Below are 25,280 nucleotides of genomic sequence, written 5' to 3'. Positions count from 1 at the left end.
GCACCACCCCCGTTTCACACCCATGAGTTCAAGTTCAAACCCAACCAGGAGGAGCCCCAGTGGCTAAGGCGAAGTTCGAGCGGACCAAGCCGCACGTGAACATCGGCACCATCGGTCACATCGACCACGGCAAGACGACGCTGACCGCGGCGATCACCAAGGTGCTGCACGACAAGTACCCCGACCTGAACGAGGCCTCGGCCTTCGACCAGATCGACAAGGCTCCCGAGGAGCGCCAGCGCGGCATCACGATCTCGATCGCGCACGTCGAGTACCAGACCGAGGCGCGCCACTACGCGCACGTCGACTGCCCGGGTCACGCCGACTACATCAAGAACATGATCACCGGCGCGGCGCAGATGGACGGCGCGATCCTCGTGGTCGCCGCCACCGACGGCCCGATGCCGCAGACGCGTGAGCACGTCCTGCTCGCCCGCCAGGTCGGCGTGCCCGCCCTGGTCGTCGCGCTCAACAAGTGCGACATGGTCGACGACGAGGAGCTCATCGAGCTCGTCGAGATGGAGGTGCGCGAGCTCCTCTCCGAGTACGAGTTCCCCGGCGACGACATCCCCGTCGTCCGCGTTGCCGCCTTCCCGGCCCTCCAGGGCGACGAGAAGTGGGGCGACTCGATCCTCGAGCTCATGAACGCGGTCGACGAGGCCATCCCGACCCCCGAGCGCGAGACCGACAAGCCCTTCCTCATGCCCGTCGAGGACGTCTTCACGATCACCGGTCGTGGCACCGTCATCACCGGTCGCATCGAGCGCGGCATCGTCAAGGTCAACGAGGAGGTCGAGATCGTCGGCATCCGCGAGGGCTCGCAGAAGTCGACCGTCACCGGTGTCGAGATGTTCCGCAAGCTCCTCGACGAGGGCCAGGCGGGCGAGAACGTCGGCCTGCTCCTCCGCGGCACGAAGCGCGAGGACGTCGAGCGCGGCATGGTCGTCATCAAGCCGGGCACCACGACGCCTCACACCAACTTCGAGGCCTCGGTCTACATCCTCAGCAAGGACGAGGGCGGCCGTCACACGCCGTTCTTCAACAACTACCGTCCGCAGTTCTACTTCCGTACGACTGACGTGACCGGTGTTGTGACCCTGCCCGAGGGCACCGAGATGGTCATGCCGGGTGACAACACCGAGATGTCGGTCGAGCTCATCCAGCCCATCGCCATGGACGAGGGCCTGCGCTTCGCGATCCGCGAGGGCGGTCGCACCGTCGGCGCCGGTCGCGTCGTCAAGATCACCAAGTGATCTGAGCGCCCGAGGGCGCACCTGCACCACACCGAGACCCCGTCTCCCGCAAGGGAGGCGGGGTCTCGTGCATGTCAGGCCCGGGACGTCAGGCGGCGCGGTCGCGGAGCCGGAGGCCGGAGCGCTCGAGAAGCCGCTCGAGCCGCTGCCGCTCGAAGTCGCGGAGCGTGCCGGGGCGCAGCTGCAGCAACCGGTGCTCCTCGCCCAGGATGTCGGCGGCCTCGGCGAGGGCGTCGTCGTACGCCTGCCGGGTGCCCTCCCACTTGGCGAAGGTGAGGCCCGGGCGGTCGAAGGCGGCGCGGAGGCGTCGTACGTCGGCGGCGACCTGCTCGATCGGCCGGGACAGCGGCACCACCTCCGCGCCGGGCCGGGGTCGGACGAGGCTCGCCACCGCACGACCGAGGAGGACCTGCCACCGCCACCACGTGCCGAAGACAGCGGCCCAGACGACCTGCAGGCACAGCGCGAGGAGCGCCAGGCCGCAGACGTCCAGGAGCATGCTCCGCATCCCTTCACGGTACGCCGACGTCGCCGCGGCGTCAGCAGGGCAGGATGGACCCATGGGGTTCACCAGGGCCGAGCTCGAGTCGTACCGCGACGTCGAGGTGCCCGACCTGCTGCCCGCGCCGGGCCATCCGCTGCGGCTGCTCTTCGTGGGGATCAACCCCGGACTCTGGACGGCCGCGACGCAGACGCACTTCGCGCGCCCCGGCAACCGGTTCTACCCCGCCCTGCTCCGGGCCGGGATCCTCGAGCGCCCGGTCGACCCGTCCGCCGGGATGACCGACGAGGACCGTCAGCTGTTCCGCGAGCGCGGGATCGGCATCACCAACGTCGTCGCGCGGGCGACGGCGCGGGCCGATGAGCTGTCGGCCGCAGAGCTGCGCGCCGGGGGACAGCGGCTCCGGAGGCTGGTCGAGGAGCGGCGCCCGGACGTGGTGGCGGTCGCCGGCATCACCGCCTACCGCGGTGCGTTCGGGGACCGCACGGCGAAGGTCGGCGAGCAGCCCGAGCGCTGGGGCTCCACGCGCGTCTTCGTCGTGCCCAACCCCTCGGGCCTCAACGCGCACGACACCGTCGACTCCCTCGCCGCGGCGTACGGCGACGCGGCGCGGGCCGCCGGCGTCATCTAGCCGACCAGCGCCTCCACCGCGGACCGGAAGACCGTCGTGTGCGCGTCCACGTCCGCCTGGGTGTGGAACGGCGAGAAGAGCGACATGTTGTGGAACGGGGCGAGCAGCACACCCCGGTTGACCGTCCAGAGGTGGAAGAACGCGTCGAGCTCCTCGTCGACGGCCGCCGCCGCCTCGGCGCCGGCCCGCGGAGGTGGGCAGAACCAGTACTCCGCGCGGCAACCGAGCCGCTGCACGTGCCACGGCAACCGGTGCTCGTCGATCACGCCCTGGATGCCGTCGGTGAACGACTCCGCCAGTGGGATGGCGACGTCGAAGTCCTCCTGGCGCAGGGCGGTGGACAGCGTCGCGCGGACCGCGGCCATCGCGAGCGCCGAGCCGGACAGCGTGCCGCCGACGCCGGCGACGTCGATGTCGTGGCCCAGCATCGGCCCCTCGAGACGCGAGGCGACCTCGGCGCTCATGCCGTAGGCCGCGACGGGGATACCACCGCCGATCGGCTTGCCGATGACCACGAAGTCCGGGTCGAGGTCCCACGCGGCGGTGGCACCGCCCGGCCCGGCGCAGATGGTGTGCGTCTCGTCGTTGACGAGCAGCACGCCGTGCCGGCGGGTGATCTCGCGGACGCCGGCGAGGTAGCCCTCGTCGGGCAGCACGATCCCGATGTTGGTGAGGGCCGGCTCCATCAGCAAGCAGGCGACATCGCCCTCGGCCAGGCGGGCGTCGAGCGCGTCGAGGTCGTTGAACGGCACGACCGCGGTCGTCGTGGCGACGTCGACCTGCGGCCCGAGCGCGCCGGGCCGGGCGACCACCCGGTCGCCGGCGCGGCCGTGCTCGAGCACGGCCAGGGTCTCGTCGACCGTGCCGTGGTAGCACCAGTCCATCACCGCGATGCGCGGCCTGCCGGTGAGGTGGCGGGCGAAGCGCAGGACGAAACGGTTGGCGTCGGTGGCGGTCATCGCCATCTGCCACCGGGGGAGGCCGAAGCGGCGGCTCAGCTCGCCGGCGACCCACGTGGCGTCGGTCGAGGGAAGCATCGTGGTGATGCCGCGCTCGGTGCGCTCGCGGACCGCGTCGGCGACCGCGGGCAGGCAGTGACCGGTCATCGACCCGGTGTCACCGAGGCAGAGGTCGACGTACTCCAGCCCGTCGACGTCGGTGAAGCGCCCACCGCCGGCGGTCTCGACGAACAGCGGGAACGACCCCGGCCACCGTGTCATCCAGGGCATCGGCACGCCGGCGAGCAGGTGCTCGCCCGCCGCGGACGCCAGGTGCGCGGAGGTGGGGTGCAGGTCGACGAACCGCTGCTCCTCCTCCGCGTGCAGCGCGGCGAGCCGCGAGCGATCGACCTCGGTCATCCTCGTGGGCCTCTCACAGCGCGCTGCCGACGTACTTGGTCTCGAGGTACTCCTCGATGCCCTCGAAGCCGCCCTCGCGGCCGAACCCGGAGTGCTTCACGCCGCCGAAGGGCGCCGCCGGGTTGGACACGATGCCGGTGTTGACGCCCACCATGCCGAAGTCGAGGGCCTCGCTGACCTTCAGCACACGGTTGTGGTCGCGTGTGAAGACGTAGGCCACCAGGCCGTACTCCGTGTCGTTGGCCCGGCGGACCGCCTCCTCGTCGTCGGAGAAGGTCGAGATGGGGGCGACGGGACCGAAGATCTCCTCGCGGAAGACGCGTGCGGTGGGCGGTACGTCGACGAGGACCGTGGGCGGGTAGAAGTGGCCGGGACCGTCCGGGACCTCGCCACCGACGAGGGCGCGCGCCCCGGACGACACCGCCTCGTCGACCAGGTCGTGCACGCCCTGGCGGGCCTTGTCGGTGATGAGGGGACCGACGTCGACGCCCTCGTCCGTGCCGTCGCCGACGGTGAGCGCGCCCATCCGCTCGGCGAACTTCCTCGAGAACTCCTCGGCCAGCGACTCGTGCACGAGGAAGCGGTTGGCCGAGGTGCAGGCCTCGCCGATGTTGCGCATCTTCGCCAGCATCGCGCCCTCGACGGCCGCGTCGACGTCGGCATCGCCGAAGACGAGGAAGGGCGCGTTGCCGCCGAGCTCCATCGAGACGCGCAGGAGCTGGTCGGCGGCCTGCCCGACGAGGGTCCTGCCGACGGCGGTCGACCCGGTGAAGGTGAGCTTGCGCAGGCGCGCGTCCTTGATGATCGGCTCGCACACGCCGCCCGAGTCGCTGGTGGTGACCACGTTGAGCACACCCTTCGGCAGCCCGACCTCCTCAAGGAGCTTGGCGAGGGCCAGCATGGTCAGCGGCGTCTCGGCCGCCGGCTTGACCACCATCGTGCAGCCTGCGGCGATCGCGGGGCCGATCTTGCGGGTGCCCATCGCGAGCGGGAAGTTCCAGGGCGTGATCATCAAGGTCGGCCCGACGGGAGCCTTCATGGTGATCAAGCGGGACGAGCCCGACGGTGCTGCCGAGTAGCGCCCGTGGATGCGCACGGCCTCCTCGGAGAACCAGCGGAAAAACTCCGCGCCGTAGGTGACCTCGCCCTTGGCCTCCTTGAGGGTCTTGCCCATCTCGAGGGTCATCAGGCGGGCGAAGTCGTCGGCGCGCTCGGTGAGGAGCTCGAACGCGCTGCGCAGGATCTCCCCGCGCGTGCGGGGCTCGGTGGCGCGCCACTCGGCCTGCGCGTCCGCGGCGGCCGCCAGCGCGCGCTCGCCGTCGGCGGGGGTGGCGTCGGCGATCGTGGCCAGCACGCTCTCGTCCGCAGGGTTGTGCACGTCGAGGGTGCCGCCGCCGCTGGCGTCGACCCACGTGCCGCCGATCAGCAGCTGGGTGGGGACGGTGGCGAGCAGGGACTTGTTCTGGTCGGTCATCACTCCACCTTGCCAGCCACTGCCGCGTCGAAGGCCTTCTCGAAGATGTCGAGCCCCTCGGCGAGCAGGTCGTCGCCGATGGCGAGCGGCGGCAGGAACCGGAAGACGTTGCCGAAGGTGCCGCAAGTGAGCGTCACCAGGCCCTCGGCGGAGCAGGCGCGGTGCACGGCGCCGGCCAGGGCCGCGTCCGGCGTACGGCCGGGGCCGTCGCTGACCAGCTCGATCGCCAGCATGGCGCCTCGGCCACGGACCTCGCCGACGCGGTCCGGGTGCCGGTCGGCGATCGCTCGCAGGCGCGGCACGAAGGCCGCCTCGATCGCGCGGGCGCGCGCCGGGAGGTCCTCGGCCTGCATCGTCTCGATGGCGGCGAGCGCGGCCGCGCACGCCACCGGGTTGCCGCCGTAGGTGCCGCCGAGACCGCCGACGTGGACCGAGTCCATCACCTCGGCACGGCCCGTCACGGCGGCCAGCGGGAGGCCGCCGGCCATGCCCTTGGCGGTGGTCACCAGGTCGGGGACGACGCCCTCGTGGTCGCAGGCGAACCAGTCGCCGGTCCGCGCGAAGCCCGTCTGGATCTCGTCGGCGATGAACAGGATGCCGTTGTCACGGCACCATTCGGCGACGCGGGGGAGCCACCCCGGCGGGGGCACGATGAACCCGCCCTCGCCCTGGATCGGCTCGACGAGCACGGCGGCGCAGTTGTCCTCGCCCACCTGGGCGTGGACGGTCGCGACGAAGGACTCGAAGGCCTCGTCGGCGCACGCCTCGGCGCCTCCCGGCCAGCGGTAGGGGTAGGCCATGGGGGCGCGGTAGATCTCGCCGGCGAAGGGCCCGAAGCCGTGCTTGTAGGGCATGTTCTTCGCGGTGAGCGCCATCGTCAGGTTGGTGCGGCCGTGGTAGGCGTGGTCGAAGACCACGATCGCGTCACGGCCGGTGTGGTGGCGCGCGACCTTCACCGCGTTCTCCACCGCCTCGGCGCCGGAGTTGAAGAGCGCGGAGCGCTTCTCGTGCGAGCCCGGCGTGAGCTCGGCGAGCTTCTCGCAGACCTGCACGTACTCCTCGTAGGGGGTCACCATGAAGCAGGTGTGCGTGAAGTCGGCGACCTGGCGCTGCACCGCCTCGACGACGCGGGGCGCGGCGTTGCCGACCGTCGTGACCGCGATGCCCGAGCCGAAGTCGATGAGCTGGTTGCCGTCGACGTCGCGGAGGATGCCGCCGCCCGCCTGCTCGACGTACACCGGCAGGGTCGTGCCGACGCCCGCGGAGACAGCCGCGACCTTGCGGGCCTGCAGCTCCTGCGAGCGGGGGCCGGGGATGGCGGTGGCGAGGATGCGTTCCTGGGAGAGTGTCATGCGTTCGTGTCCGTTCGGTCTTCCATGCCCCACGGGGATCCGTACCCCTCGGGCTTCGGTGCGGCGAGCAGGTCGAGGAAGGGCTTCGGGGGAAGCGCCTCGGGGCCGAGCACGCCGCTGCCCGACCACGTGCCGTTCGCGAGGAGCTCCAGCGCGACGACCGGGTTGATGGCGGTCTGCCAGACCACGCACTGCGCGCCGTAGTCGCGCATCGAGTCGGCGTTGTCGACGACGTGGTAGAGGTACGTCGACCGGGGGGCGCCGTCCTTGCCGGTGCCGGTGACGAAGAGTCCCGCGCAGGTCTTGCCCTCCATCTTCGGGCCGATCGTGGCCGGGTCGGGCAGGCACGCGGCGACGACGTCGCGCGGGGAGACCTGCACGCCCTTGACCGAGACCGGCTCGGTGGAGTCGAGGCCCAGGGTGTGGAGCGTGCGGAGGATGCCGATCATCTCCTCGCCCAGGCCGTACTTGAAGGTGATGCGGTCTGCGTCGACCCAGCGCGGCATGAGGAGGACCTCCTCGTGCTCGACGTGGACGCACTCGACCGGCCCGATGCCCTCGGGGAAGTCGAAGACCTCCGGCTCGGAGAACGGCGGCAGCGTGGAGAAGCCCTTCTCGAGGTCACCGCCGCCGCGCTCGCGCTCCCACACCACCGGCGGGTTGAGGCACTCCTCGATGATCGTCCACATCGAGAACCCGGGGGCGAACACCTCGTTGCCGTCGTCGTCGCGGATCACCAGGTTGGCGCCGTCGCGGGTGCCGAGCTCGTCGATGTGGTCGAAGAGCTCGTCGGCGGCGTAGCGGGCGAAGACGTCGGACAGGCCCGGCTCGACGCCGATGCCGAGGAGCGCCAGGCGGCCGGCCTGCTCCCACTCGCCGGCGCGCGCGAACTGCTCGTCGCCGAGCTTGACCCCGACCTCCTCGTAGGGCTTGTCGGGGTGGCGGACCGAGAGGCTCATCGCCATGTCGAGGTAGTCGGCGTCGGCGGCGAGCGCGCCGGTGAAGATCGGCATCACGAACCGCGGGTCGACCGCGTTGAAGACGTGCGTGGCGCGCACCTCGCGGGCCAGCGCGGCGACCGCGTCGGCGTCGGAGGCGTCGACCTGCGCGGCGGTGAACCGCTCCTCGCCCGTGCGGCGCCCGGTCGCGGCGGCGACGGTGCCCTCGGCGCGGCCCAGGTCGTAGTCGGCGACGACCCAGGCCTCGAAGAAGTCGCGCTCGACAGCGATCCGGGCCGCGGCGTCGCCGACGCCTCCGGCTCCGACCATCAGCACGCGCATCGGGTCGGACGTGGGGGCGGACATGGTGCTCCTTGCTGTTGTTGTCGTGGGTGTGCGTCGCGGTGGCGGGTGGGAGGTCAGCCCTTGACCCGGTTGGCCCGCCACGAGCCGACCACCTGTGCGCCGATGACGAGCAGGACGGCGAGGACGAACATCGAGAAGCCGATGACGTTGGCCTCCGCGGGGATGCCGCGGCGCGAGGCGACGTAGACGAACTTGGGGAACGTCGACTCGTTGCCGGAGACGAAGTTGGTGATGATGAAGTCGTCGAAGGACAGCGAGAAGGCGAGCATCGCGGCGCCGAGGATGCCGGGCAGGATCAGCGGGAAGGTGACCTTCCAGAACGTCTGCATGGGGCTGGCGTAGAGGTCCTGCGCCGCCTCCTCGATCCGCGGGTCGAGCGACTGCACGCGGGCCTTCACGGTGACCACCACGAAGCTCAGGCAGAACATGATGTGCGCGAAGACGATCGTGCCGAAGCCGAGGCTGATCCCGATGTTGGAGAAGCCCTGCACGAAGATCGTCAGCAGCGCGGCGCCCATCACGATCTCGGGCGTGGCCATCGGTACGAAGATCAGCACGTTGCTCGCGGCCTTGCCGCGGAACCTGTAGCGCACCATCGCCAGCGCCATGAGCGTCCCGAGCACCGTGGCGACGAGCGTCGAGATCGCACCGACCTGCAGCGACGTCACCAGGGACTCGCAGGCGCCGGCCACCCGGCACGGGTCCTGCCAGTGCTTCCAGGTGAAGCCCTGCCAGACGATGTTGGTCTTGCCGTGGTCGTTGAACGAGAAGGCGAAGGTGTAGGCGACCGGCAGGAACAGGTAGAGCAGCACCAGGATCGCCGACAGCATCGCGAAGTGGTTGGCCAGCCAGAGCTGGGCGCGCTTCGCGGCCGACGGGCGGTACGGCGCCGACGCGGGGGCAGTCGTCGTGGTCATCTCACACCAGCTCCTCGGTGCCGAAGCGGCGTACGTAGAGGAAGACCATGACCAGGATCGCGGCCATCAGCGTGAACGACAGCGCGGCCGCGACCGGGTAGCCACCGGGGATCGCGAGGAACTGGTCGTTGATGACGTTGCCGACCATCTTCCCGCGCTGGGGACCGAGCAGCTCCATGTTGACGAAGTCGCCCGCCGCGGGGATGAAGGTCAGCAGCGTGCCCGCCAGCACGCCCGGCATCGACATCGGCAGGGTCACCGTCCGGAAGGTGGTGAACCCGTCGGCGTAGAGGTCGCCGCCCGCCTCGATGACGCGCGGATCGGCCCGCTCGAGGGATGCGTAGATCGGCAGCACCATGAAGGGCAGGAAGTTGTAGGTGAGTCCGGCGACCACCGCGAGCGGGGTGTTGATGATGTGCCCGCTCGGCAGCAGGTGGAGGAAGTTCAGGATCCCCGCGACCCAGCCCTCGTCGGCGAGGATCTGCGACCACGCGAACGTGCGGAGGATGAAGGAGGTGAAGAACGGCGCGACGACGCAGATCATCATCAGGTTGCGCCACTTGCCGGCCTTGAACGCCATCGCGTAGGCCAGCGGGTAGGCCACGACGAAGGCGAGGAAGGTGGCGAGCCCGGCGTAGACGAACGACCGCAGGAAGTGCGGGCCGTAGTCGGTGAGCGCGCTGACGTAGTTCTGGAAGTTGACGTCGCGGTAGTAGTAGCCGGGAAAGCCGGGGAAGCGGCTCTGCAGGCTCACCGTCGCCAGCTGGACGAGCGGGAGGACGAAGAAGACGCCGAGCCAGAGCGCACCGGGAAGCAGCAGCAGGTACGCCGTCCAGCTGCGCCTCGTCGGTCGCTGGTCGTCGCCGCCCGCCGTGACCTCGGCCGCGGCCGGAGCCACGGAGGCCTGCGCGAGCCCGCTCATCGGTCGTCCACCGGGACGCCGAACGCGTGGCCCGGGTTCCAGGTCAGCCAGACCTCGTCGCCGGGCCTGAGGTCGAGCGGCTCGACGTCGAGGTTCTGCTCGTAGCAGCTCCACGTCGCGCCGCTGGGCATGTCGACGAGGTAGCTGGTCGCCACGCCGAGGAACGACACGTCGCGCACCACCCCCCGTACGTCGTTGCCGACGCCGTCGGGCTGCGTGCGGGAGACGGTCACCTTCTCCGGCCGTACGCCGAACACGACCTCGCCGTCGTGCACCTGTGAGCGCGACTTGAGGATCTTCACCGGCGTGCCGAGGACCTCGGCGACGAGGTGGTCGCCGTCGGTGTCCTTGATCGTGCCGACACCGGTGTTGGCCTGGCCGAGGAAGTTGGCGACGAACCGCGTCTTCGGGAGGTCGTAGAGGGCGGCGGGTGCACCGAGCTGCTCGATGTGGCCCTTGTTCATCACCGCGACCGTGTCGGCCATGGTCATGGCCTCCTCCTGGTCGTGGGTGACGTGGATGAAGGTCAGCCCGACCTCGGTCTGGATGCGCTTGAGCTCGACCTGCATCTCGCGGCGCAGCTTGAGGTCGAGCGCGCCGAGGGGCTCGTCGAGCAGCAGCACCTCGGGGTGGTTGACCAGTGCACGGGCCAGGGCGACGCGCTGCTGCTGGCCGCCGGAGAGCTGGGCGGGCTTGCGGGCCGCGAACTGGGTCATCTGCACGAGCTCCAGCGCGTCGTCCGCCCGCTTGGCTGCGTCCTGCTCCTTGCGTCGCTTGGGACCGAAGGCGACGTTGTCGCGGATCGTGAGGTGCGGGAAGAGCGCGTAGGACTGGAAGACCGTGTTCACCGGGCGCTCGTAGGGTCGGGAGCCGGTGAGGTCGGTGTCGCCGATCATCACGCGTCCGGCGGTCGGCTGCTCGAGCCCGGCGATCATCCGCAGCGTCGTCGTCTTGCCGCACCCGGACGGACCGAGCAGGGCGAAGAACGAGCCGCGGGGGACGTGGAGCTCGATGTCGTCGACGGCCGTGAAGTCGCCGAACGCCTTCGTCACGCTGTCGAGCCTGAGGTCGCCTTGCGCCTCGCGGAATCCGGCCATGTCAGTTCCCCATCACCTTCGTGGACCACAGGTCCGCGAACTCGATGTCCTCGTCGGCATCGAGCACCCGGAACGCCTGGATGTTGTTCTCCTGGATGTAGTCGGCCGTCGGGAAGATGAACGGGCTCTCGGCGAGGTCGGGATCGATCTTCTCCATCTCCGCCTGCGCGCCGTCCACCGGACAGACGTAGTTCACCCAGGCGGCGACCTCGGCGGCGACTGAGGGCTCGTAGTAGTAGTTCATGAGCGTCTCGGCGTTGCGCCGGTGAGTCGAGGTGATCGGCACCATCAGGTTGTCCGACCAGAGCGTGCCGCCGGACTCGGGGATCGTGAAGGTCCAGTTGGGGTCCTCGGTGTCGTAGGCGAGGACGAAGATGTCGCCGCTCCACGTGATGCCGGCGACGGCGTTGCCGCTGGTGAGGTCCTCCATGTAGGAGTTGCCCTTCACCTTGCGGATGTAGCCCTCCTCGATCTTCTGCTCGATGAAGTCGAGGGCGTTCTCGAACTCGGTGCGACCCCAGTCGCTGTCGATGTCGACGCCCTGCGACTGCATCACCAGACCGGCGGTGTCGCGGAACTCCGAGAGCACCACGATCTTGCCCTTGAGGTCGTCGGCCCAGAGGTCGTCGAGCGTCTTCAGCTCGCGACCGACCTTCTCCTTGTTGTAGCCGATGCCGGCGAAGCCGCTCTGCCAGGTGATCGAGTGCTGCCGGCCCGGGTCGAAGGACACGTCCTTCAACGGCTGCAGGAGGTTGTTGACCACGTTGGGCATCTGGATCAGCTCGAGCGGCTGGCACAGCTGGTCGCGGATCACGCGCGCCGCCATCCAGTCGGTCAGGGTGAAGATGTCGCGGTCGATGCTCTGCCCGGCGCGCAGCTGGGGCGCGACCTTGGCGTAGTAGGAGTCGTTGTCGTCGACGTCCTCGCTGTAGGTGACCTGGATGCCGGTCTCCTCCATGAACCGCGACAGGGTCGGGGACTTCGTCTCCTTCCCGTTCATGTCGAGGTACGCCGTCCAGTTGGCCCACTTGAGGATCTTGTCCTCGGCCGACACGTCCTTCGGGAGGTCGAGCGTGGCGAGGCCTCCGGACGGGGGCTCGGGGGGCGCGCACGCCGACAGGGCGACGCCGGCGCCCAGGGCCGTGCCCGCACCCAGGAGGGAACGTCGGCTCAGGCCGCCGGAGGCGGCGACCACGGCCGCGGCCTCGGGGGAGAGGCGTCGACGCGAGCGTCGTGGGATGGGTGTCATGAGTGGGGGTCCTCCGTCAGCCGGTGGATGGGCGTAGGTGCTGGGCTATGACTCGATGTTGGCCATGACGTGCTTGATGCGGGTGTAGTCCTCGAAGCCGTACATCGACAGGTCCTTGCCGTAGCCGGACTTCTTGTAGCCACCGTGCGGCATCTCGGCGACGAGCGGGATGTGGGTGTTGATCCACACGCAACCGAAGTCGAGGGCCCGCGACATCCGCATCGCGCGGCCGAAGTCCTTGGTCCACACCGAGGACGCCAGCCCGTAGTCGACGCCGTTGGCCCACCGGACCGCCTCGTCCTCGTCGGTGAACTTCTGCACGGTGATCACCGGGCCGAAGATCTCGTTCTGGATCGCGTCGTCGTCCTGGCGCAGGCCGGACAGGACGGTGGGCTCCAGGAAGTAGCCGTTGCCGAGGTCCGTACGACGGTTGCCGCCGGCGGACACGGTCGCGTGGGACGGCAGGTTCTCGATGAACCCGGAGACGTGGGCGAGCTGGCGCTGGTTGTTGACCGGCCCGAAGAGGGCGTCCTCGTCGTCGGGGAGGCCGACGGGGGAGGAGCTCCTCGCGTAGTCGGCGAGCGCCGCCACGAAGTCGTCGTGGATCCCGGGCGCGGCGAGGACGCGGGTCGCGGCGGTGCAGTCCTGGCCGGCGTTGAAGTAGCCGGCGATCGCGATGCCCTCGACGGCCGCCTCGATGTCGGCGTCGTCGAAGACCACGACCGGAGCCTTGCCGCCGAGCTCGAGGTGCACGCGCTTGATGTTCGGGGCAGCGCTCGCTGCCACCTCGGCGCCAGCACGCACCGAGCCCGTGATGGCGACCATGCTGGGGGTGCGGTGCTCCACGAGCAGGCGTCCGGTCTCCCGGTCACCGGTGACGACGTTGAGGGTGCCGGCCGGCAGGACCTCGGAGGCGAGCTCGGCTAGGCGCAGGGTGCTCTCCGGTGTGGTGTCGCTCGGCTTGAGCACGACGGTGTTCCCCGCGGCCAGGGCGGGCCCGATCTTCCACACCGCCATCAGCAGCGGGTAGTTCCACGGGGTCACCTGCCCCACGACGCCGATCGGCTCGCGCCTGATCCACGACGTGTGACCGGCCATGTACTCGCCGGCGGCCCTGCCCTCCAGCACCCGCGCGGCGCCGGCGAAGAAGCGGAGCTGGTCCACCATCGGCGGGATCTCCTCGCTCGCGGTGAGCGCCTTGATCTTGCCGGTGTTCTCCGACTCGAGGGCGATCAGCTCCTCGGCGTGGGCCTCGATCGAGTCGGCGAGCTTCAGCAGCGCCTGCTGGCGCTCGCTGGGCGTCGTACGCCCCCACTCGGCGAACGCGGCGTCGGCGGCCGCGTAGGCCGCGTCGACCTCCTCGGCACCGCTGACCGGCGCGTGGGCGACGACCTCGCCTGTGGCGGGGTTGACCACCTCGCTGGTGGCGCCGGCCTCGGCGTCGACGTAGGAGCCGCCGATGAAGTTGCGCAGCGCGCGTGGGCTGGTCACTGAGAGGTCCTCCCTGTCGGGTGCGGTCAACGGAGCGTAGGACGGGATCGGCCCTCATCGCCATAGGCTGCGACCACAAATCTGCGGTAATCGCGGAATTAACGGGCGCGAAACACGGATTCCGTTCTGGACGGCTTGCGTTTCGGTGGTTCCGACCCCCACCATGGGCCCATGACCGAGCGCACCGGGGGCAGAGGCGAGAGGACGTGTCGTGACTGAGGGAGCGATGCGGCTCGACGCTACGGCGAAGCGGATCATCGAGCTGCTCCAGGAGGACGGCCGGATCTCGTACGCCGCCATCGCGAAGACTGTCGGGCTGTCCGAGGCGGCGGCCCGCGCGCGCGTGCAGAAGCTGCTCGACTCCGAGATCATGCAGGTCGTCGCGGTCACCGACCCGACGCAGGTCGGCTTCACCCGCCAGGCCATGATCGGCGTCCGCACCGAGGGCGACCCGATGGCGGTCGGCGACAAGCTCGCCGAGGTCCCGGAGGTCGACTACGTCGTCACCACCGCCGGCAGCTTCGACCTCCTCGTCGAGGTGGTGTGCGAGGACGACCCGCACCTGCTCGACGTCATCAAGCGCGTCCGTGAGCAGGACGGCGTGCTCTCCTCCGAGACGTTCGTCTACCTGAAGCTCAACAAGCAGCACTACAACTGGGGTACCCGATGAGCCAGTCCACCGATCCTTCCTTCGACTACCAGTCCGCCGGTCGCGACCACCTGTGGTTGCACTTCACCCGGCACTCGACCTACGAGAAGGGCGGCGAGATGCCGCTCATCGTCAAGGGGGAGGGCCACAAGATCTGGGACAGCCACGGTCGCGAGTACATCGACGGGCTCGCCGGCCTCTTCGTCGTCCAGGTCGGGCACGGCCGCGAGGAGCTCGCCGAGGCTGCGGCGAAGCAGGCGAAGGAGCTCGCCTTCTTCCCGCTCTGGTCGTTCGCGCACCCGCGCGCGGTCGAGCTGGCGGACCGGATCGCCGCGATGGCGCCGGGCGACCTCAACCGGGTCTTCTTCACGACCGGTGGCGGCGAGGCCGTGGAGTCGGCGTGGAAGCTTGCGAAGCAGTACTTCAAGCTCACCGGCAAGCCCAACAAGCACAAGGTGATCTCCCGCGCGGTCGCCTACCACGGCACCCCGCAGGGCGCCCTGTCGATCACCGGCATCCCGCCGCTCAAGGAGATGTTCGAGCCCCTGGTGCCGGGAGCCCACAAGGTGCCCAACACCAACTTCTACCGCCGCCCGGAGTTCGTCGGTGACGACGAGAAGGCCTTCGGGCGCTGGGCTGCCGACCGGATCGCGGAGGCGATCGAGTTCGAGGGTCCCGACACCGTCGCCGCGGTGTTCCTCGAGCCGGTGCAGAACGCCGGTGGCTGCTTCCCGCCGCCGCCCGGTTACTTCGAGCGGGTGCGGGAGATCTGCGACGAGTACGACGTCCTGCTGGTCTCCGACGAGGTGATCTGCGCCTTCGGCCGTGTGGGGGAGATGTTCGGGGCGAGCGAGTTCGGCTACCAGCCCGACATCATCACCTGCGCCAAGGGCATGACCTCCGGCTACTCGCCGATCGGCGCGATGATCGCGAGCGACCGGCTCTTCGAGCCCTTCAAGTCCGGCACGACGGCCTACGCGCACGGCTACACGTTCGGTGGCCACCCGGTCTCCTCGGCAGTGGCGATGGCCAACCTCGACATCTTCGAGCGCGAGGGCCTCACCGACCACGTCCAGCAGAACGCCCCGGCGTTCCGCGCGGCGCTGGAGAAGCTCCTCGACATCCCGATCGTCGGCGACGTGCGCGGCCACGGCTACTTCTACGGCATCGAGCTGGTCAAGGACCGCGAGACCAAGGAGACGTTCGACGACGCCGAGTCCGAGCGCCTGCTTCGCGGCTACCTCTCCGGCGCCCTGTGGGAGGCGGGCCTCTACTGCCGTGCCGACGACCGGGGCGACCCGGTCATCCAGCTCGCGCCGCCTCTCATCATCGGCCAGACCGAGTTCGACGACATCGAGCAGCGTCTCCGCTCGGTGCTGACCGGCGCGCTCCAGCACCTGTAGCCCTCGCCCTCTCGTGCCGCGGTGGTCGAGGTGCGAGCGGAGCGAGCCTCCAGACCGCGCTGGATGTGCATCGCGGCGGGACCTCCGGCGACAATCGCCGGGTGAACGACGTACGCCCGGCCCGCCCGCACCTCAAGCTGACCGATGACGGGCGCCGGATGCGGGAGGTGCTCACCTATTCGCGCCGCGGCAGCCGGTTCACGCCGCGCCAGGCCGAGTCGTGGGCGGCGCACCAGGCCGACTGGGTCATCCCGGACGAGGCCGTGGACCGTCCGGACTTCTCGCTGACCGAGCGCTTCGGTCGCGAGGCTCCGCTGATCCTTGAGATCGGCCCGGGCATCGGCGAGGCGACGGCGGTGCTCGCGGCCGCGCGCCCCGACCACAACGTGCTTGCGCTCGAGGTGTGGCGACCCGGTGTCGCGGACTCCCTGTGGCGGGTGGCCGAGGCGGGCGCCGACAACGTGCGGTTCTGCTCCGTGGACGCGGTCTGGTCGCTGGAGAACCTCATCGCCCCGGGCAGCCTGGCCGAGATCTGGACCTTCTTCCCCGACCCGTGGCGCAAGACCAAGCACCGCAAGCGCCGGCTGGTCAACCCGGCCAACGCGGCGCTCGCGTCCTCACGCCTCGTGCCGGGCGGCGCCTGGCGGCTGGCCACCGACTGGGCCGACTACGCCGACCAGATGCGCGAGGTGCTCGACGCCGAGCCGACCCTCGAGGGCGGCCGGGTCGAGCGCTGGGCCGAGCGCCCGGTCACCCGCTTCGAGCGCAAGGGCCTCGACGTCGGCCGCGACATCGCCGACTTCTGCTACCGCCGCACCACCTGATCCTCAGGCGCCGCTCGGCGCGTCGAGCAGGGCGAGCTCCTCGTCGACGTAGGGGTCGTGCTCGCCGATGGACTCGAGCTCGGCCTTGAGCGCGAGCTGCACCTCGCGGGCGCGGTCGACCTCGCCCAGGTGCCGCAGCGACCAGCCCACCATCCACTGTGCGACCCGGGTGCGTGCGGGGTCCCCGATGCGCCGGCGCGCGGCCAGCGCCTGCTCGAAGGCCGAGAGGGCGGCGTCGTGGTCACCGGCATCGGCGTGCTCCATGCCGATGTTGTTGAGGAGGGAGGCGTCCCAGTCACGGGCCGCCGGGGCCTTGGACGCCCGCGCCCGGGTTAGCGCGGCGTGGTGCGCCGCCAGCCGGTCGCCGGGCTCGGCGACCAGCGCCACCATGTGCAGCGCGTCGACCTCGAGCTCCTCGAGTGCGGCGGCCCGGGCCTCCACGACTGCCGCCTCGAACTGCGGCCGCGACCCCGCGGGGTCCCCGCCCGACCGCAGGAGCCGGCCCCGTTCGAGCGCGACCCGCGCCCGCCCCTCGGGGTCGGTCGGGGACAGGTCGTCGAGCAGCGCGTGCCCGTCGCCGTAGCTCTCCTGCAGTCCCAGCGCCCGGGCGACCTGCGTGAGGGCATACGTCGCCAGCGGCTCGTCGGCACCCTCCGCGAGCTCACGGAACCGTTGCTCGCTGGCCGCGGGGTCGTCGAAGTCCCAGAGCGCACGCAGGTCGACCGACATGTCGGCAGGGTAGGGCCCGGCGCACAACTATCCTCGGACCATGCGCGCGGGGGTCGGGGGAGTGGTGCTGGTGGTCCTTGCGCTGCTCGCAGCCGGGTGCGGCGCGGGTGAGGACTCCCCGGGGCCGGCGCCCACGACCGCCGGCCGGACGGCCGACCCCACTGCCGCACTGAGGGAGCGATGCCTGTCCGCGATGCCCGAGGACGCCGACCTCGAGGCCCTCGGCCTGGCCGGCGCCACCGGCGGTGACCTCGAGGCGGCGCGCATCGGGCCCGCCACCAGCTCGGACGTCGCGGTGCTGCTGCCCCAGACGTCCGGCATCTGCGGCTGGGGTCGTTGGGCGACGGCCGCCGCCGACGCCGGCGTGACCTCGGTCCTGGTGAACCCGTGCGGCTACGGAGAGTCCACGTGCACGCCCGAGGAGGACGCCGACCCGCGCAACGAGGTCGACGCGGCCCTGGCCCTCGCGCGCGACGAGATCGGTGCCGACCGCGTCGTCCTGCTCGGTACGTCGATGGGCGGCTCGCTGACCGTGATGGCCGTGGCCGCCGGGGCCGACGTCGACGCGTGGGCCGACGTGTCCGGTCCCGCCGCGTGGGACGGCGTGGACCTGGTCTCGCTCGCCGGCTCGCTGCCGCCCGACGGCCTGGTGGTGATGGCGCCGAGCGACGGCCCCCAGCAGTACGACGCCGCCGAGGCCCTCGCGGACGCCGCCGGCGTACCCTTCGTGCGGGGCAGGTCCGGCCACGGGTGGGAGCTGCTCGTCGACCCGGTCAGCGGGCAGGTCACGCGCATCGGGCGGCGCCTGATCGGGCTCGCGACCGGCTCCTGAGGGTCTGGCCCGTTCCGATTTGGCGTGGGTGCGCCGAGTCTGCCAAGATGTTCCGGTTGCTCCGGCGGGTCGCCAGGGCACGGCACACCTTGACTTCTGAATCGCGTCTCCTCGATCGAACCAGTCGTCTGCGTGCGCCGCACCGGATCAAGACCTCTTGATCGGAGACCCGACCAGATCCGCCAGCCGGCGGGTGCCATCCAGAGCAGTACCGCCTCCGGGAACGGACGCGTGTCACGAGCCAAGTTGAATTGTTTGGAGTGCGACACGCCCGACCGCGGGGGTCGGTGGATGGCGGAGAGACAGGCGGCGCTCGCCCAACGGGGGCTGAGCGCCGAAACAGACCAGGCGTACGAGATCGAAGAGGACACGGACCTATGGCGGGACAGAAGATCCGCATCAGGCTCAAGGCCTATGACCACGAGGTGATCGACACCTCGGCGCGGAAGATCGTGGACACCGTCACCCGCACGGGTGCGAAGGTCGCCGGCCCTGTGCCGCTGCCGACCGAGAAGAACGTGTACTGCGTCATCCGTTCGCCCCACAAGTACAAGGACTCCCGCGAGCACTTCGAGATGCGCACCCACAAGCGCCTCATCGACATCATCGACCCGACGCCGAAGACCGTCGACTCGCTGATGCGTCTCGACCTGCCCGCCGGTGTCGACATCGAGATCAAGCTCTGAGGGCCGACATGTCGAACACTTTCGAACGCAACGTGAAGGGCCTGCTGGGCACCAAGCTCGGCATGACCCAGCTCTGGGACGAGAACAACAAGGTCGTCCCCGTGACCGTCATCTCCGCGAGCACCAACGTGGTGACCCAGGTCCGCCAGCCCGAGGTCGATGGCTACAACGCCATCCAGGTCGGCTACGGCGAGATCGAGGCCCGCAAGGTCAACTCCCCCGAGGCCGGTCACTTCGCCAAGGCCGGGACCACCCCCCGTCGCCACGTCGCCGAGATCCGCACCGCTGACGCCGCCGCCTACACCGTGGGCCAGGAGCTCGGCGTCGACACCTTCGCCGCCGGCGAGGAGATCGACGTGACCGGCACCAGCAAGGGCAAGGGCTTCGCCGGTGTCATGAAGCGTCACGGCTTCGCCGGTGTGTCCGCCTCGCACGGTGCCCACCGCAACCACCGCAAGCCCGGCTCGATCGGCGCCTGCGCCACGCCAGGTCGCGTGTTCAAGGGCACGCGCATGGCTGGTCGCATGGGTAACGACACGGTGACCACCCAGAACCTGACGGTGCACGCCGTCGACGCCGAGAAGGGCCTGATCCTGCTCAAGGGTGCCGTTCCCGGTCCCCGGGGCGGTCTCGTCGTCCTGCGCTCGGCCGCCAAGAGCACCGTGAAGGAGGCCTGAGCATGGCTGTCAAGACCGTCAAGGTCGACCTCCCCGCCGAGATCTTCGACGTCGAGGTCAACATCCCCCTGATCCACCAGGTCGTCGTCGCGCAGCAGGCTGCCGCGCGTCAGGGCACCCACGCCACCAAGACCCGCGCCGACGTGCGCGGTGGTGGCAAGAAGCCCTACAAGCAGAAGGGCACCGGCCGCGCCCGCCAGGGCTCGACCCGTGCGCCGCAGTTCGCCGGCGGTGGCGTCGTCCACGGCCCGCAGCCGCGCAGCTACGACCAGCGCACCCCCAAGAAGATGAAGGCCGCCGCCCTGCGCGGTGCCCTCTCCGACCGGGCCCGCAACGGTCGTGTGCACGTCGTTGACGCGCTGGTGACGGGTGACAAGCCCTCCACCAAGTCGGCGCTCGCCTCGCTCGTCTCGCTGACCGACCGCGTGGGCTACCTCGTGGTGCTCGAGCGCTCCGACGCGATCACCTGGCTCTCGCTGCGCAACGCACCCGAGGTCCACATCGTCGCCGTCGACCAGCTCAACACCTACGACGTCCTCAACTCCGACGACGTGGTGTTCACCAAGGGCGCGTACGACGCCTTCGTGGGTGGCTCCTCCGCCCCGGCCACGGCCGAGACGAAGCCCGCCGCGGCCGAGAAGCCTGCCACGACCGACGCACCTGCCGCGGCGGAGGCCGCCGACGAGCCGGTCCTGCCCACGGGCGCCAAGGCCCCTCTGAAGAGCGGCAAGAACCCCAAGGGCTACGAGGTGCAGGGCCTGGAGTCCGGCACCTACCTGGTCGAGGGGGACGCCGACTACGACGCCACCGCCGGTGACTTCTGGTTCAAGTCCGTCGAGGACGCCGAGTCGGCTGGCTTGACCCGTGCCGCCAAGGAGGACGACAAGTGAGCACCCTGCACAAGGACCACCGCGACATCCTGATCGCGCCGGTCGTGTCGGAGAAGAGCTACGGGCTCCTCGACGCCAACAAGTACACCTTCATCGTCCACCCGGACGCCAACAAGACCGAGATCAAGATCGCGGTCGAGAAGGTCTTCGACGTCAAGGTCACCTCGGTCAACACGATCAACCGCCAGGGCAAGGCCCGCCGCACCCGCTACGGCATCGGTCGGCGTCCCAACACCAAGCGCGCGATCGTCAGCCTCGCCGAGGGTCACCGCATCGACATCTTCGGAGGTCCGGTCTCCTGACCGGGCTCCTGACTAGGAACTGACATGGCAATCCGCAAGTACAAGCCGACCACCCCGGGCCGTCGCGGCTCGTCCGTGGCCGACTTCGTCGAGATCACCCGGACCACGCCCGAGAAGTCGCTGACGCGTCCGCTGCCGAAGAACGGTGGCCGCAACAACCAGGGCCGCATCACCACCCGTCACAAGGGTGGCGGTCACAAGCGCGCCTACCGCATCATCGACTTCCGTCGCTACGACAAGGACGGCGTGCCGGCCAAGGTCGCCCACATCGAGTACGACCCCAACCGCACCGCCCGCATCGCGCTGCTGCACTACGCCGACGGCGAGAAGCGCTACATCGTGGCCCCCAAGGGCCTCGTGCAGGGCACCGCGGTGGAGTCGGGTCCCAACGCCGACATCAAGCCCGGCAACAACCTCCCGCTGCGCAACATCCCGGTCGGTACGACGATCCACTGCGTGGAGCTGCGTCCCGGTGGCGGCGCGAAGATCGCCCGCTCGGCCGGCAACTCGGCCCAGCTGATCGCCCGCGAGGGAAGCCGCGCGACGCTCCGCATGCCCTCGGGCGAGATGCGCTTCGTCGACGTGCGCTGCCGCGCGACGATCGGCGAGGTCGGCAACGCCGAGCAGTCCAACATCAACTGGGGCAAGGCGGGCCGCATGCGCTGGAAGGGCGTGCGCCCGACCGTCCGCGGTGTCGTCATGAACCCGGTCGACCACCCGCACGGTGGTGGTGAGGGCAAGACGTCCGGTGGTCGCCACCCCGTCTCCCCCTGGGGCAAGCCCGAGGGCCGTACGCGCAAGCGCAAGGCCAGCGACTCCCAGATCATCCGTCGTCGCAAGTCCGGCAAGGGTAGGAAGTAACCGACATGCCTCGCAGCCTGAAGAAGGGCCCCTTCATCGACGACCACCTTCAGAAGAAGGTGGACGCCGAGAACGAGAAGGGCAGCCACAACGTCATCAAGACCTGGTCGCGCCGGTCGATGATCGTGCCCGACATGATCGGTCACACCATCGCCGTGCACGACGGTCGCAAGCACGTCCCCGTCTTCGTGACCGACTCCATGGTCGGCCACAAGCTCGGGGAGTTCGCCCCGACCCGCACCTACCGCGGGCACGTCAAGGAAGACCGGAAGGGACGCCGTCGATGAGCACCACCGAGCGCAGCCGCACGAGTGCGCGCCGCGAGTCGCTGCTCGGCGACCAGCCGGGCGCGTTCGCCAGCGCACGCTACGTGCGGATCACCCCGATGAAGGCCCGCCGTGTCGTCGACATGGTCCGCGGCCTCCAGGTCGACGAGGCCCTGACCCTGCTGCAGTTCGCGCCGCAGGCCGCCTCCGAGACCGTCTACAAGGTGCTGGAGAGCGCCGTCGCCAACGCCGAGACGACCGAGGGCCTCAACCGGGCCGACCTGGTCCTCTCCGTCGCGATGGTCGACGAAGGTCCGACGATGAAGCGTTGGCGTCCGCGTGCCCAGGGCCGCGCGACCCGCATCAACAAGCGCACCAGCCACATCACCCTCGCGGTGCAGCCGGCCGACGCGCTGGCCACCACGAGCAAGAAGGCTCGTGCCTCGAAGAACGGAAAGGGTGCCTGATGGGCCAGAAGATCAACCCGAACGGGTTCCGCCTGGGCATCTCCACCGACCACAAGAGCCGTTGGTACGCCGACAAGCTCTACAAGTCCTACGTCGGTGAGGACGTCGCCATCCGCAAGCTGCTCTCCAAGGGCATGGAGCGGGCCGGCATCTCCAAGGTCGAGATCGAGCGCACGCGTGACCGCGTCCGCGTCGACATCCACACCGCGCGTCCCGGCATCGTCATCGGTCGCCGCGGCGCCGAGGCCGACCGCATCCGCGGCGAGCTGGAGAAGCTCACCGGCAAGCAGGTGCAGCTCAACATCCTCGAGGTGAAGCAGCCCGAGATCGACGCGCAGCTGGTCGCCCAGGGCGTCGCCGAGCAGCTCGCCGGTCGCGTGCAGTTCCGCCGCGCGATGCGCAAGGCCATGCAGACCTCGATGCGCTCGGGTGCCAAGGGCATCCGGATCCAGTGCTCGGGCCGTCTCAACGGCGCCGAGATGTCGCGCACCGAGTTCTACCGCGAGGGCCGCGTGCCCCTGCACACGCTCCGCGCCGACATCGACTACGGCTTCTACGAGGCCAAGACCACGTTCGGCCGCATCGGCGTCAAGGTCTGGATCTACAAGGGCGAGGTCGCCGGCACCCGTGCCGAGCGCCAGGCCCAGCAGGCCGCCCGCGCCGGTGCCCCCGGCCGCGGTGGTCGTCCCGCCACCCGTGGTGCGGACCGCCCCAGCCGCGGCACCCGCGGCGACCGCGCTCCGCGCACCGAGTCGACCGAGGCTCCGGCCGAGGCCGCTCCGAGCACCGGACAGGAGGGCTGAGCCCCATGTTGATGCCCCGTCGCGTCAAGCACCGCAAGCAGCACCACCCCAAGCGCACCGGCGCCGCCAAGGGCGGCACGTCGCTGGCGTTCGGTGACTTCGGCATCCAGGCGGTCGAGGGTCACTACGTGACCAACCGACAGATCGAGTCGGCTCGTATCGCCATGACCCGTCACATCAAGCGTGGCGGCAAGGTCTGGATCAACATCTACCCGGACCGCCCGCTGACCAAGAAGCCTGCCGAGACCCGCATGGGTTCCGGAAAGGGTTCCCCCGAGTGGTGGGTGGCCAACGTCAAGCCCGGCCGCGTCATGTTCGAACTCTCCGGCGTCGACGAGACTGTTGCGCGCGAGGCCATGCGCCGCGCGATGCACAAGCTCCCGATGAAGTGCCGGTTCATCTCCCGTGAGGCCGGTGAATTCTGATGGCTACCAAGCTGAACGCCCACGAGCTCGACGAGCTCACCGCCACCGACCTGGAGGCGAAGCTGCGCGAGGCCAAGGAGGAGCTGTTCAACCTCCGCTTCCAGGCGGCCACCGGCCAGCTGGACAGCCACGGCCGGCTGCGCGTGGTCAAGAAGGACATCGCCCGCATCTACACCGTGGTCCGCGAGCGCGAGCTCGGGATCCGGACCACGCCGGGCACCAACGAAGAGGGCAAGGCATGAGCGAGAACACTGCGACCCCGGCGGAGCGCCACCAGCGCAAGGTCCGCGAGGGCCTCGTCGTCAGCGACAAGATGGACAAGACGATCGTCGTCGCCGTCGAGGACCGCGTGAAGCACGCGCTCTACGGCAAGGTGCTGCGCAAGACCTCGCGCCTCAAGGCCCACGACGAGAGCAACCAGTGCGGCATCGGCGACCGGGTCCTAATCATGGAGACCCGTCCGCTGTCGGCCACCAAGCGCTGGCGCCTCGTCGAGGTCCTCGAGAAGGCCAAGTGACCTCGGGCCCACGGGCCCGCGACACCAGTTTCCACATATCAGTTCGGCCAGGCTCACTCCCCGCTGAGGGTGCGAGAACCAGCTCGACAACCAGGAGAAATCAATGATCCAGCAGGAGTCGCGACTCAAGGTCGCCGACAACACCGGTGCGAAGGAGATCCTCTGCATCCGTGTTCTCGGTGGCTCTGGCCGTCGCTACGCCGGCATCGGTGACGTCATCGTCGCCACCGTCAAGGACGCGATCCCCGGTGGCAACGTCAAGAAGGGCGACGTCGTCAAGGCCGTGGTCGTGCGCACCGTCAAGGAGCGTCGCCGCGCCGACGGTTCCTACATCCGCTTCGACGAGAACGCCGCCGTCATCCTCAAGGGCGACGGCGAGCCCCGTGGCACGCGCATCTTCGGCCCCGTGGGCCGTGAGCTGCGCGAGAAGCGCTTCATGAAGATCATCTCGCTCGCCCCGGAGGTGTTGTGAGAGATGGGTAAGAACATGAACATCAAGAAGGGCGACACCGTCAAGGTCATCGCCGGCAAGGACAAGGGTGCCCAGGGCAAGGTCATCACGGTGCTCCGCGAGGAGGACCGCGTGATCGTCGAGGGAGTCAATCTCGTCAAGCGCCACACCAAGTCCGTCCAGCAGACCGGTACGACCGGCGGCATCATCACCCGCGAGGCGCCCATCCACGTCTCCAACGTGATGCTGGTCGAGGGTGACGGCGTCACCCGCATCGGCTTCCGCCGCGACGAGGTCACCAAGCGCCGTCCCGACGGCTCGACGTACTCTGCGACCCGCTCGGTCCGCGTGTCCCGCAAGACCGGCAAGGAGATCTGAGATGGCTGAGACCACCTCCACCGAGATTCCCCGGCTCAAGGCCCGCTACCGCGAGGAGATCCTCCCCGCGCTGCGCACCGAGTTCGACATCGCCAACGTCATGCAGGTCCCCGGCCTGACCAAGATCGTGGTCAACATGGGTGTCGGCGAGGCTGCTCGCGACTCCAAGCTGATCGAGGGCGCGATCCGCGACCTCACCGCGATCACCGGCCAGAAGCCGGCCGTCACGAAGGCCCGCAAGTCCATCGCCCAGTTCAAGCTGCGCGAGGGCATGCCGATCGGCGCGCACGTCACGCTGCGCGGCGACCGCATGTGGGAGTTCCTGGACCGCCTGCTCTCGCTGGCGCTGCCCCGCATCCGTGACTTCCGCGGCCTGTCGCCGAAGCAGTTCGACGGTCGTGGCAACTACACCTTCGGTCTCACCGAGCAGGTCATGTTCCACGAGATCAACCAGGACAGGATCGACCGGTCGCGCGGTATGGACATCACCATCGTGACCACCGCCACCAACGACGACGAGGGGCGCGCGCTGCTCAAGCAGCTCGGGTTCCCGTTCAAGGAGAACTGAGC

Annotated in this window: 31 protein-coding genes; 20 read left to right on the top strand and 11 right to left on the bottom strand. The window is 69.8% G+C overall.

Translation table 11 applies throughout. The annotated features are described in order from the left end of the window. The first annotated feature begins 59 nt into the window (after positions 1–59). A complete protein-coding gene (gene tuf, locus L2K70_RS15250; RefSeq protein WP_236403073.1) occupies positions 60–1,253 on the top strand; it encodes an elongation factor Tu in 1,194 nt (397 codons plus the stop codon). A gap of 88 nt (positions 1,254–1,341) precedes the next feature. Here the strand turns inward: tuf and L2K70_RS15245 are convergent, their stop codons facing one another. Then, the gene (locus tag L2K70_RS15245) at positions 1,342–1,761 is read right to left on the bottom strand and encodes a hypothetical protein (RefSeq protein WP_236403071.1); all 420 of its coding nucleotides are present in this window, start codon (positions 1,759–1,761) and stop codon (positions 1,342–1,344) included. 52 nt (positions 1,762–1,813) lie between these two features. Here L2K70_RS15245 and L2K70_RS15240 point away from each other — a divergent pair, with 52 nt between their 5' ends. Beyond that, on the top strand, positions 1,814–2,386 hold the full coding sequence (locus L2K70_RS15240) for a mismatch-specific DNA-glycosylase (RefSeq protein ID WP_236403070.1): 573 nt from the start codon (positions 1,814–1,816) through the stop codon (positions 2,384–2,386). Here the strand turns inward: L2K70_RS15240 and L2K70_RS15235 are convergent. The 9 genes from L2K70_RS15235 to L2K70_RS15195 are packed head-to-tail and all read right to left on the bottom strand — an operon-like array spanning position 2,383 to position 13,550. Next, positions 2,383–3,744, bottom strand: coding sequence for a transaminase (locus L2K70_RS15235; RefSeq protein ID WP_236403069.1), 1,362 nt, complete (start codon positions 3,742–3,744; stop codon positions 2,383–2,385). The genes L2K70_RS15240 and L2K70_RS15235 overlap by 4 nt on opposite strands. Before the next feature lie 13 nt (positions 3,745–3,757). Continuing rightward, a complete protein-coding gene (locus L2K70_RS15230) occupies positions 3,758–5,218 on the bottom strand; it encodes an NAD-dependent succinate-semialdehyde dehydrogenase (RefSeq protein WP_236403067.1) in 1,461 nt (486 codons plus the stop codon). Further along, complete coding sequence (gabT, locus tag L2K70_RS15225; protein WP_236403065.1) at positions 5,218–6,570, bottom strand: 4-aminobutyrate--2-oxoglutarate transaminase; 1,353 nt, start codon at positions 6,568–6,570, stop codon at positions 5,218–5,220. The genes L2K70_RS15230 and gabT overlap by 1 nt, the downstream gene beginning before the upstream one ends. Continuing rightward, a complete protein-coding gene (locus L2K70_RS15220) occupies positions 6,567–7,874 on the bottom strand; it encodes a saccharopine dehydrogenase family protein (protein WP_236403062.1) in 1,308 nt (435 codons plus the stop codon). Before L2K70_RS15220 ends, gabT begins: the two co-directional genes overlap by 4 nt. Positions 7,875–7,927: 53 nt before the next feature. Next, positions 7,928–8,791 (bottom strand): ABC transporter permease, encoded by an 864-nt coding sequence (locus L2K70_RS15215; RefSeq protein ID WP_236403061.1) that lies wholly within the window; start codon positions 8,789–8,791, stop codon positions 7,928–7,930. Position 8,792: 1 nt separating this feature from the next. After that, positions 8,793–9,713, bottom strand: coding sequence for an ABC transporter permease (locus L2K70_RS15210; RefSeq protein ID WP_236403056.1), 921 nt, complete (start codon positions 9,711–9,713; stop codon positions 8,793–8,795). Next, a complete protein-coding gene (locus L2K70_RS15205; protein WP_236403054.1) occupies positions 9,710–10,810 on the bottom strand; it encodes an ABC transporter ATP-binding protein in 1,101 nt (366 codons plus the stop codon). Before L2K70_RS15205 ends, L2K70_RS15210 begins: the two co-directional genes overlap by 4 nt. A 1-nt stretch (position 10,811) precedes the next feature. Then, positions 10,812–12,059: an ABC transporter substrate-binding protein gene (locus L2K70_RS15200; protein ID WP_236403044.1), complete on the bottom strand. Its 1,248-nt coding sequence runs from the start codon at positions 12,057–12,059 to the stop codon at positions 10,812–10,814. 45 nt (positions 12,060–12,104) lie between these two features. Then, entirely contained in the window at positions 12,105–13,550 is a 1,446-nt protein-coding gene (locus L2K70_RS15195) for a gamma-aminobutyraldehyde dehydrogenase (RefSeq protein WP_236403042.1), read from the bottom strand. A 211-nt stretch (positions 13,551–13,761) separates the two neighbouring features. On the opposite strand from L2K70_RS15195, the gene L2K70_RS15190 reads away from it, so the two are divergent. The 3 genes from L2K70_RS15190 to trmB all read left to right on the top strand — a co-directional run bounded on the left by L2K70_RS15190 (position 13,762) and on the right by trmB (position 16,426). After that, positions 13,762–14,220 carry an Lrp/AsnC family transcriptional regulator gene (locus tag L2K70_RS15190; RefSeq protein WP_236403040.1) on the top strand — a complete coding sequence of 153 codons (459 nt, stop codon included), beginning with the start codon at positions 13,762–13,764 and terminating at the stop codon, positions 14,218–14,220. Continuing rightward, the gene (locus L2K70_RS15185; protein ID WP_236403039.1) at positions 14,217–15,602 is read left to right on the top strand and encodes an aspartate aminotransferase family protein; all 1,386 of its coding nucleotides are present in this window, start codon (positions 14,217–14,219) and stop codon (positions 15,600–15,602) included. The genes L2K70_RS15190 and L2K70_RS15185 overlap by 4 nt, the downstream gene beginning before the upstream one ends. 101 nt (positions 15,603–15,703) lie before the next feature. Then, positions 15,704–16,426, top strand: a complete 723-nt coding sequence (trmB, locus tag L2K70_RS15180) for a tRNA (guanine(46)-N(7))-methyltransferase TrmB (protein WP_236403038.1) — start codon at positions 15,704–15,706, stop codon at positions 16,424–16,426. A 3-nt stretch (positions 16,427–16,429) separates the two neighbouring features. On the opposite strand, the gene L2K70_RS15175 is transcribed toward trmB, so the two are convergent. Continuing rightward, the gene (locus tag L2K70_RS15175) at positions 16,430–17,155 is read right to left on the bottom strand and encodes a tetratricopeptide repeat protein (RefSeq protein WP_236403037.1); all 726 of its coding nucleotides are present in this window, start codon (positions 17,153–17,155) and stop codon (positions 16,430–16,432) included. 40 nt (positions 17,156–17,195) lie between these two features. Here L2K70_RS15175 and L2K70_RS15170 point away from each other — a divergent pair, with 40 nt between their 5' ends. The 15 genes from L2K70_RS15170 (at position 17,196) to rplE (ending at position 25,278) form a co-directional block, all read left to right on the top strand. Next, a complete protein-coding gene (locus L2K70_RS15170; protein WP_236403036.1) occupies positions 17,196–17,987 on the top strand; it encodes an alpha/beta hydrolase family protein in 792 nt (263 codons plus the stop codon). A gap of 377 nt (positions 17,988–18,364) precedes the next feature. Continuing rightward, positions 18,365–18,673, top strand: coding sequence for a 30S ribosomal protein S10 (gene rpsJ, locus L2K70_RS15165; RefSeq protein ID WP_008360994.1), 309 nt, complete (start codon positions 18,365–18,367; stop codon positions 18,671–18,673). Positions 18,674–18,681: 8 nt separating this feature from the next. Further along, on the top strand, positions 18,682–19,350 hold the full coding sequence (gene rplC / locus L2K70_RS15160) for a 50S ribosomal protein L3 (RefSeq protein ID WP_236403035.1): 669 nt from the start codon (positions 18,682–18,684) through the stop codon (positions 19,348–19,350). Between the two features lie 2 nt (positions 19,351–19,352). Further along, on the top strand, positions 19,353–20,240 hold the full coding sequence (rplD, locus tag L2K70_RS15155; RefSeq protein WP_236403033.1) for a 50S ribosomal protein L4, sunset domain variant: 888 nt from the start codon (positions 19,353–19,355) through the stop codon (positions 20,238–20,240). Next, positions 20,237–20,542, top strand: coding sequence for a 50S ribosomal protein L23 (gene rplW, locus L2K70_RS15150; protein WP_236403030.1), 306 nt, complete (start codon positions 20,237–20,239; stop codon positions 20,540–20,542). Before rplD ends, rplW begins: the two co-directional genes overlap by 4 nt. 24 nt (positions 20,543–20,566) lie before the next feature. Beyond that, complete coding sequence (gene rplB / locus L2K70_RS15145) at positions 20,567–21,403, top strand: 50S ribosomal protein L2 (RefSeq protein ID WP_236403028.1); 837 nt, start codon at positions 20,567–20,569, stop codon at positions 21,401–21,403. A 5-nt stretch (positions 21,404–21,408) separates the two neighbouring features. Then, positions 21,409–21,690 (top strand): 30S ribosomal protein S19, encoded by a 282-nt coding sequence (rpsS, locus tag L2K70_RS15140; protein WP_056599671.1) that lies wholly within the window; start codon positions 21,409–21,411, stop codon positions 21,688–21,690. Further along, positions 21,687–22,136 carry a 50S ribosomal protein L22 gene (gene rplV / locus L2K70_RS15135; RefSeq protein ID WP_236403027.1) on the top strand — a complete coding sequence of 150 codons (450 nt, stop codon included), beginning with the start codon at positions 21,687–21,689 and terminating at the stop codon, positions 22,134–22,136. The genes rpsS and rplV overlap by 4 nt, the downstream gene beginning before the upstream one ends. After that, positions 22,136–22,939 carry a 30S ribosomal protein S3 gene (rpsC, locus tag L2K70_RS15130; protein WP_236403022.1) on the top strand — a complete coding sequence of 268 codons (804 nt, stop codon included), beginning with the start codon at positions 22,136–22,138 and terminating at the stop codon, positions 22,937–22,939. Before rplV ends, rpsC begins: the two co-directional genes overlap by 1 nt. A 5-nt stretch (positions 22,940–22,944) precedes the next feature. Further along, positions 22,945–23,364 carry a 50S ribosomal protein L16 gene (rplP, locus tag L2K70_RS15125; RefSeq protein WP_236403020.1) on the top strand — a complete coding sequence of 140 codons (420 nt, stop codon included), beginning with the start codon at positions 22,945–22,947 and terminating at the stop codon, positions 23,362–23,364. Then, positions 23,364–23,606 carry a 50S ribosomal protein L29 gene (gene rpmC / locus L2K70_RS15120; protein ID WP_236403014.1) on the top strand — a complete coding sequence of 81 codons (243 nt, stop codon included), beginning with the start codon at positions 23,364–23,366 and terminating at the stop codon, positions 23,604–23,606. Before rplP ends, rpmC begins: the two co-directional genes overlap by 1 nt. Beyond that, the gene (gene rpsQ, locus L2K70_RS15115; protein ID WP_236403012.1) at positions 23,603–23,881 is read left to right on the top strand and encodes a 30S ribosomal protein S17; all 279 of its coding nucleotides are present in this window, start codon (positions 23,603–23,605) and stop codon (positions 23,879–23,881) included. The genes rpmC and rpsQ overlap by 4 nt, the downstream gene beginning before the upstream one ends. A gap of 103 nt (positions 23,882–23,984) precedes the next feature. After that, positions 23,985–24,353, top strand: a complete 369-nt coding sequence (rplN, locus tag L2K70_RS15110; RefSeq protein ID WP_236403010.1) for a 50S ribosomal protein L14 — start codon at positions 23,985–23,987, stop codon at positions 24,351–24,353. 15 nt (positions 24,354–24,368) lie between these two features. Then, positions 24,369–24,710, top strand: coding sequence for a 50S ribosomal protein L24 (rplX, locus tag L2K70_RS15105; protein ID WP_129474450.1), 342 nt, complete (start codon positions 24,369–24,371; stop codon positions 24,708–24,710). A gap of 1 nt (position 24,711) precedes the next feature. Next, positions 24,712–25,278: a 50S ribosomal protein L5 gene (gene rplE / locus L2K70_RS15100; protein WP_236403007.1), complete on the top strand. Its 567-nt coding sequence runs from the start codon at positions 24,712–24,714 to the stop codon at positions 25,276–25,278. Positions 25,279–25,280 lie beyond the last annotated feature (2 nt).

This window comes from Nocardioides potassii (assembly GCF_021648885.1).
Lineage (GTDB): Bacteria > Actinomycetota > Actinomycetes > Propionibacteriales > Nocardioidaceae > Nocardioides > Nocardioides potassii.
Note: the sequence above shows the minus strand (reverse complement) of the source record. Positions and strands in the feature narration are given on the sequence as shown.

Bases quoted from the DNA above. Each gene is read 5' to 3' on its own strand.
- L2K70_RS15245 (WP_236403071.1), bottom strand. From the start codon at position 1,761: ATGCGGAGCATGCTCCTGGACGTCTGCGGCCTGGCGCTCCTCGCGCTG.
- L2K70_RS15240 (WP_236403070.1), top strand. From the start codon at position 1,814: ATGGGGTTCACCAGGGCCGAGCTCGAGTCGTACCGCGACGTCGAGGTG.
- L2K70_RS15235 (WP_236403069.1), bottom strand. From the start codon at position 3,744: ATGACCGAGGTCGATCGCTCGCGGCTCGCCGCGCTGCACGCGGAGGAG.
- L2K70_RS15230 (WP_236403067.1), bottom strand. From the start codon at position 5,218: ATGACCGACCAGAACAAGTCCCTGCTCGCCACCGTCCCCACCCAGCTG.
- gabT (WP_236403065.1), bottom strand. From the start codon at position 6,570: ATGACACTCTCCCAGGAACGCATCCTCGCCACCGCCATCCCCGGCCCC.
- L2K70_RS15220 (WP_236403062.1), bottom strand. From the start codon at position 7,874: ATGTCCGCCCCCACGTCCGACCCGATGCGCGTGCTGATGGTCGGAGCC.
- L2K70_RS15215 (WP_236403061.1), bottom strand. From the start codon at position 8,791: ATGACCACGACGACTGCCCCCGCGTCGGCGCCGTACCGCCCGTCGGCC.
- L2K70_RS15210 (WP_236403056.1), bottom strand. From the start codon at position 9,713: ATGAGCGGGCTCGCGCAGGCCTCCGTGGCTCCGGCCGCGGCCGAGGTC.
- L2K70_RS15205 (WP_236403054.1), bottom strand. From the start codon at position 10,810: ATGGCCGGATTCCGCGAGGCGCAAGGCGACCTCAGGCTCGACAGCGTG.
- L2K70_RS15200 (WP_236403044.1), bottom strand. From the start codon at position 12,059: ATGACACCCATCCCACGACGCTCGCGTCGACGCCTCTCCCCCGAGGCC.
- L2K70_RS15185 (WP_236403039.1), top strand. From the start codon at position 14,217: ATGAGCCAGTCCACCGATCCTTCCTTCGACTACCAGTCCGCCGGTCGC.
- L2K70_RS15175 (WP_236403037.1), bottom strand. From the start codon at position 17,155: ATGTCGGTCGACCTGCGTGCGCTCTGGGACTTCGACGACCCCGCGGCC.
- L2K70_RS15170 (WP_236403036.1), top strand. From the start codon at position 17,196: ATGCGCGCGGGGGTCGGGGGAGTGGTGCTGGTGGTCCTTGCGCTGCTC.
- rpsJ (WP_008360994.1), top strand. From the start codon at position 18,365: ATGGCGGGACAGAAGATCCGCATCAGGCTCAAGGCCTATGACCACGAG.
- rplC (WP_236403035.1), top strand. From the start codon at position 18,682: ATGTCGAACACTTTCGAACGCAACGTGAAGGGCCTGCTGGGCACCAAG.
- rplD (WP_236403033.1), top strand. From the start codon at position 19,353: ATGGCTGTCAAGACCGTCAAGGTCGACCTCCCCGCCGAGATCTTCGAC.
- rplB (WP_236403028.1), top strand. From the start codon at position 20,567: ATGGCAATCCGCAAGTACAAGCCGACCACCCCGGGCCGTCGCGGCTCG.
- rpsS (WP_056599671.1), top strand. From the start codon at position 21,409: ATGCCTCGCAGCCTGAAGAAGGGCCCCTTCATCGACGACCACCTTCAG.
- rplV (WP_236403027.1), top strand. From the start codon at position 21,687: ATGAGCACCACCGAGCGCAGCCGCACGAGTGCGCGCCGCGAGTCGCTG.
- rpsC (WP_236403022.1), top strand. From the start codon at position 22,136: ATGGGCCAGAAGATCAACCCGAACGGGTTCCGCCTGGGCATCTCCACC.
- rplP (WP_236403020.1), top strand. From the start codon at position 22,945: ATGTTGATGCCCCGTCGCGTCAAGCACCGCAAGCAGCACCACCCCAAG.
- rpmC (WP_236403014.1), top strand. From the start codon at position 23,364: ATGGCTACCAAGCTGAACGCCCACGAGCTCGACGAGCTCACCGCCACC.
- rpsQ (WP_236403012.1), top strand. From the start codon at position 23,603: ATGAGCGAGAACACTGCGACCCCGGCGGAGCGCCACCAGCGCAAGGTC.
- rplN (WP_236403010.1), top strand. From the start codon at position 23,985: ATGATCCAGCAGGAGTCGCGACTCAAGGTCGCCGACAACACCGGTGCG.
- rplX (WP_129474450.1), top strand. From the start codon at position 24,369: ATGAACATCAAGAAGGGCGACACCGTCAAGGTCATCGCCGGCAAGGAC.
- rplE (WP_236403007.1), top strand. From the start codon at position 24,712: ATGGCTGAGACCACCTCCACCGAGATTCCCCGGCTCAAGGCCCGCTAC.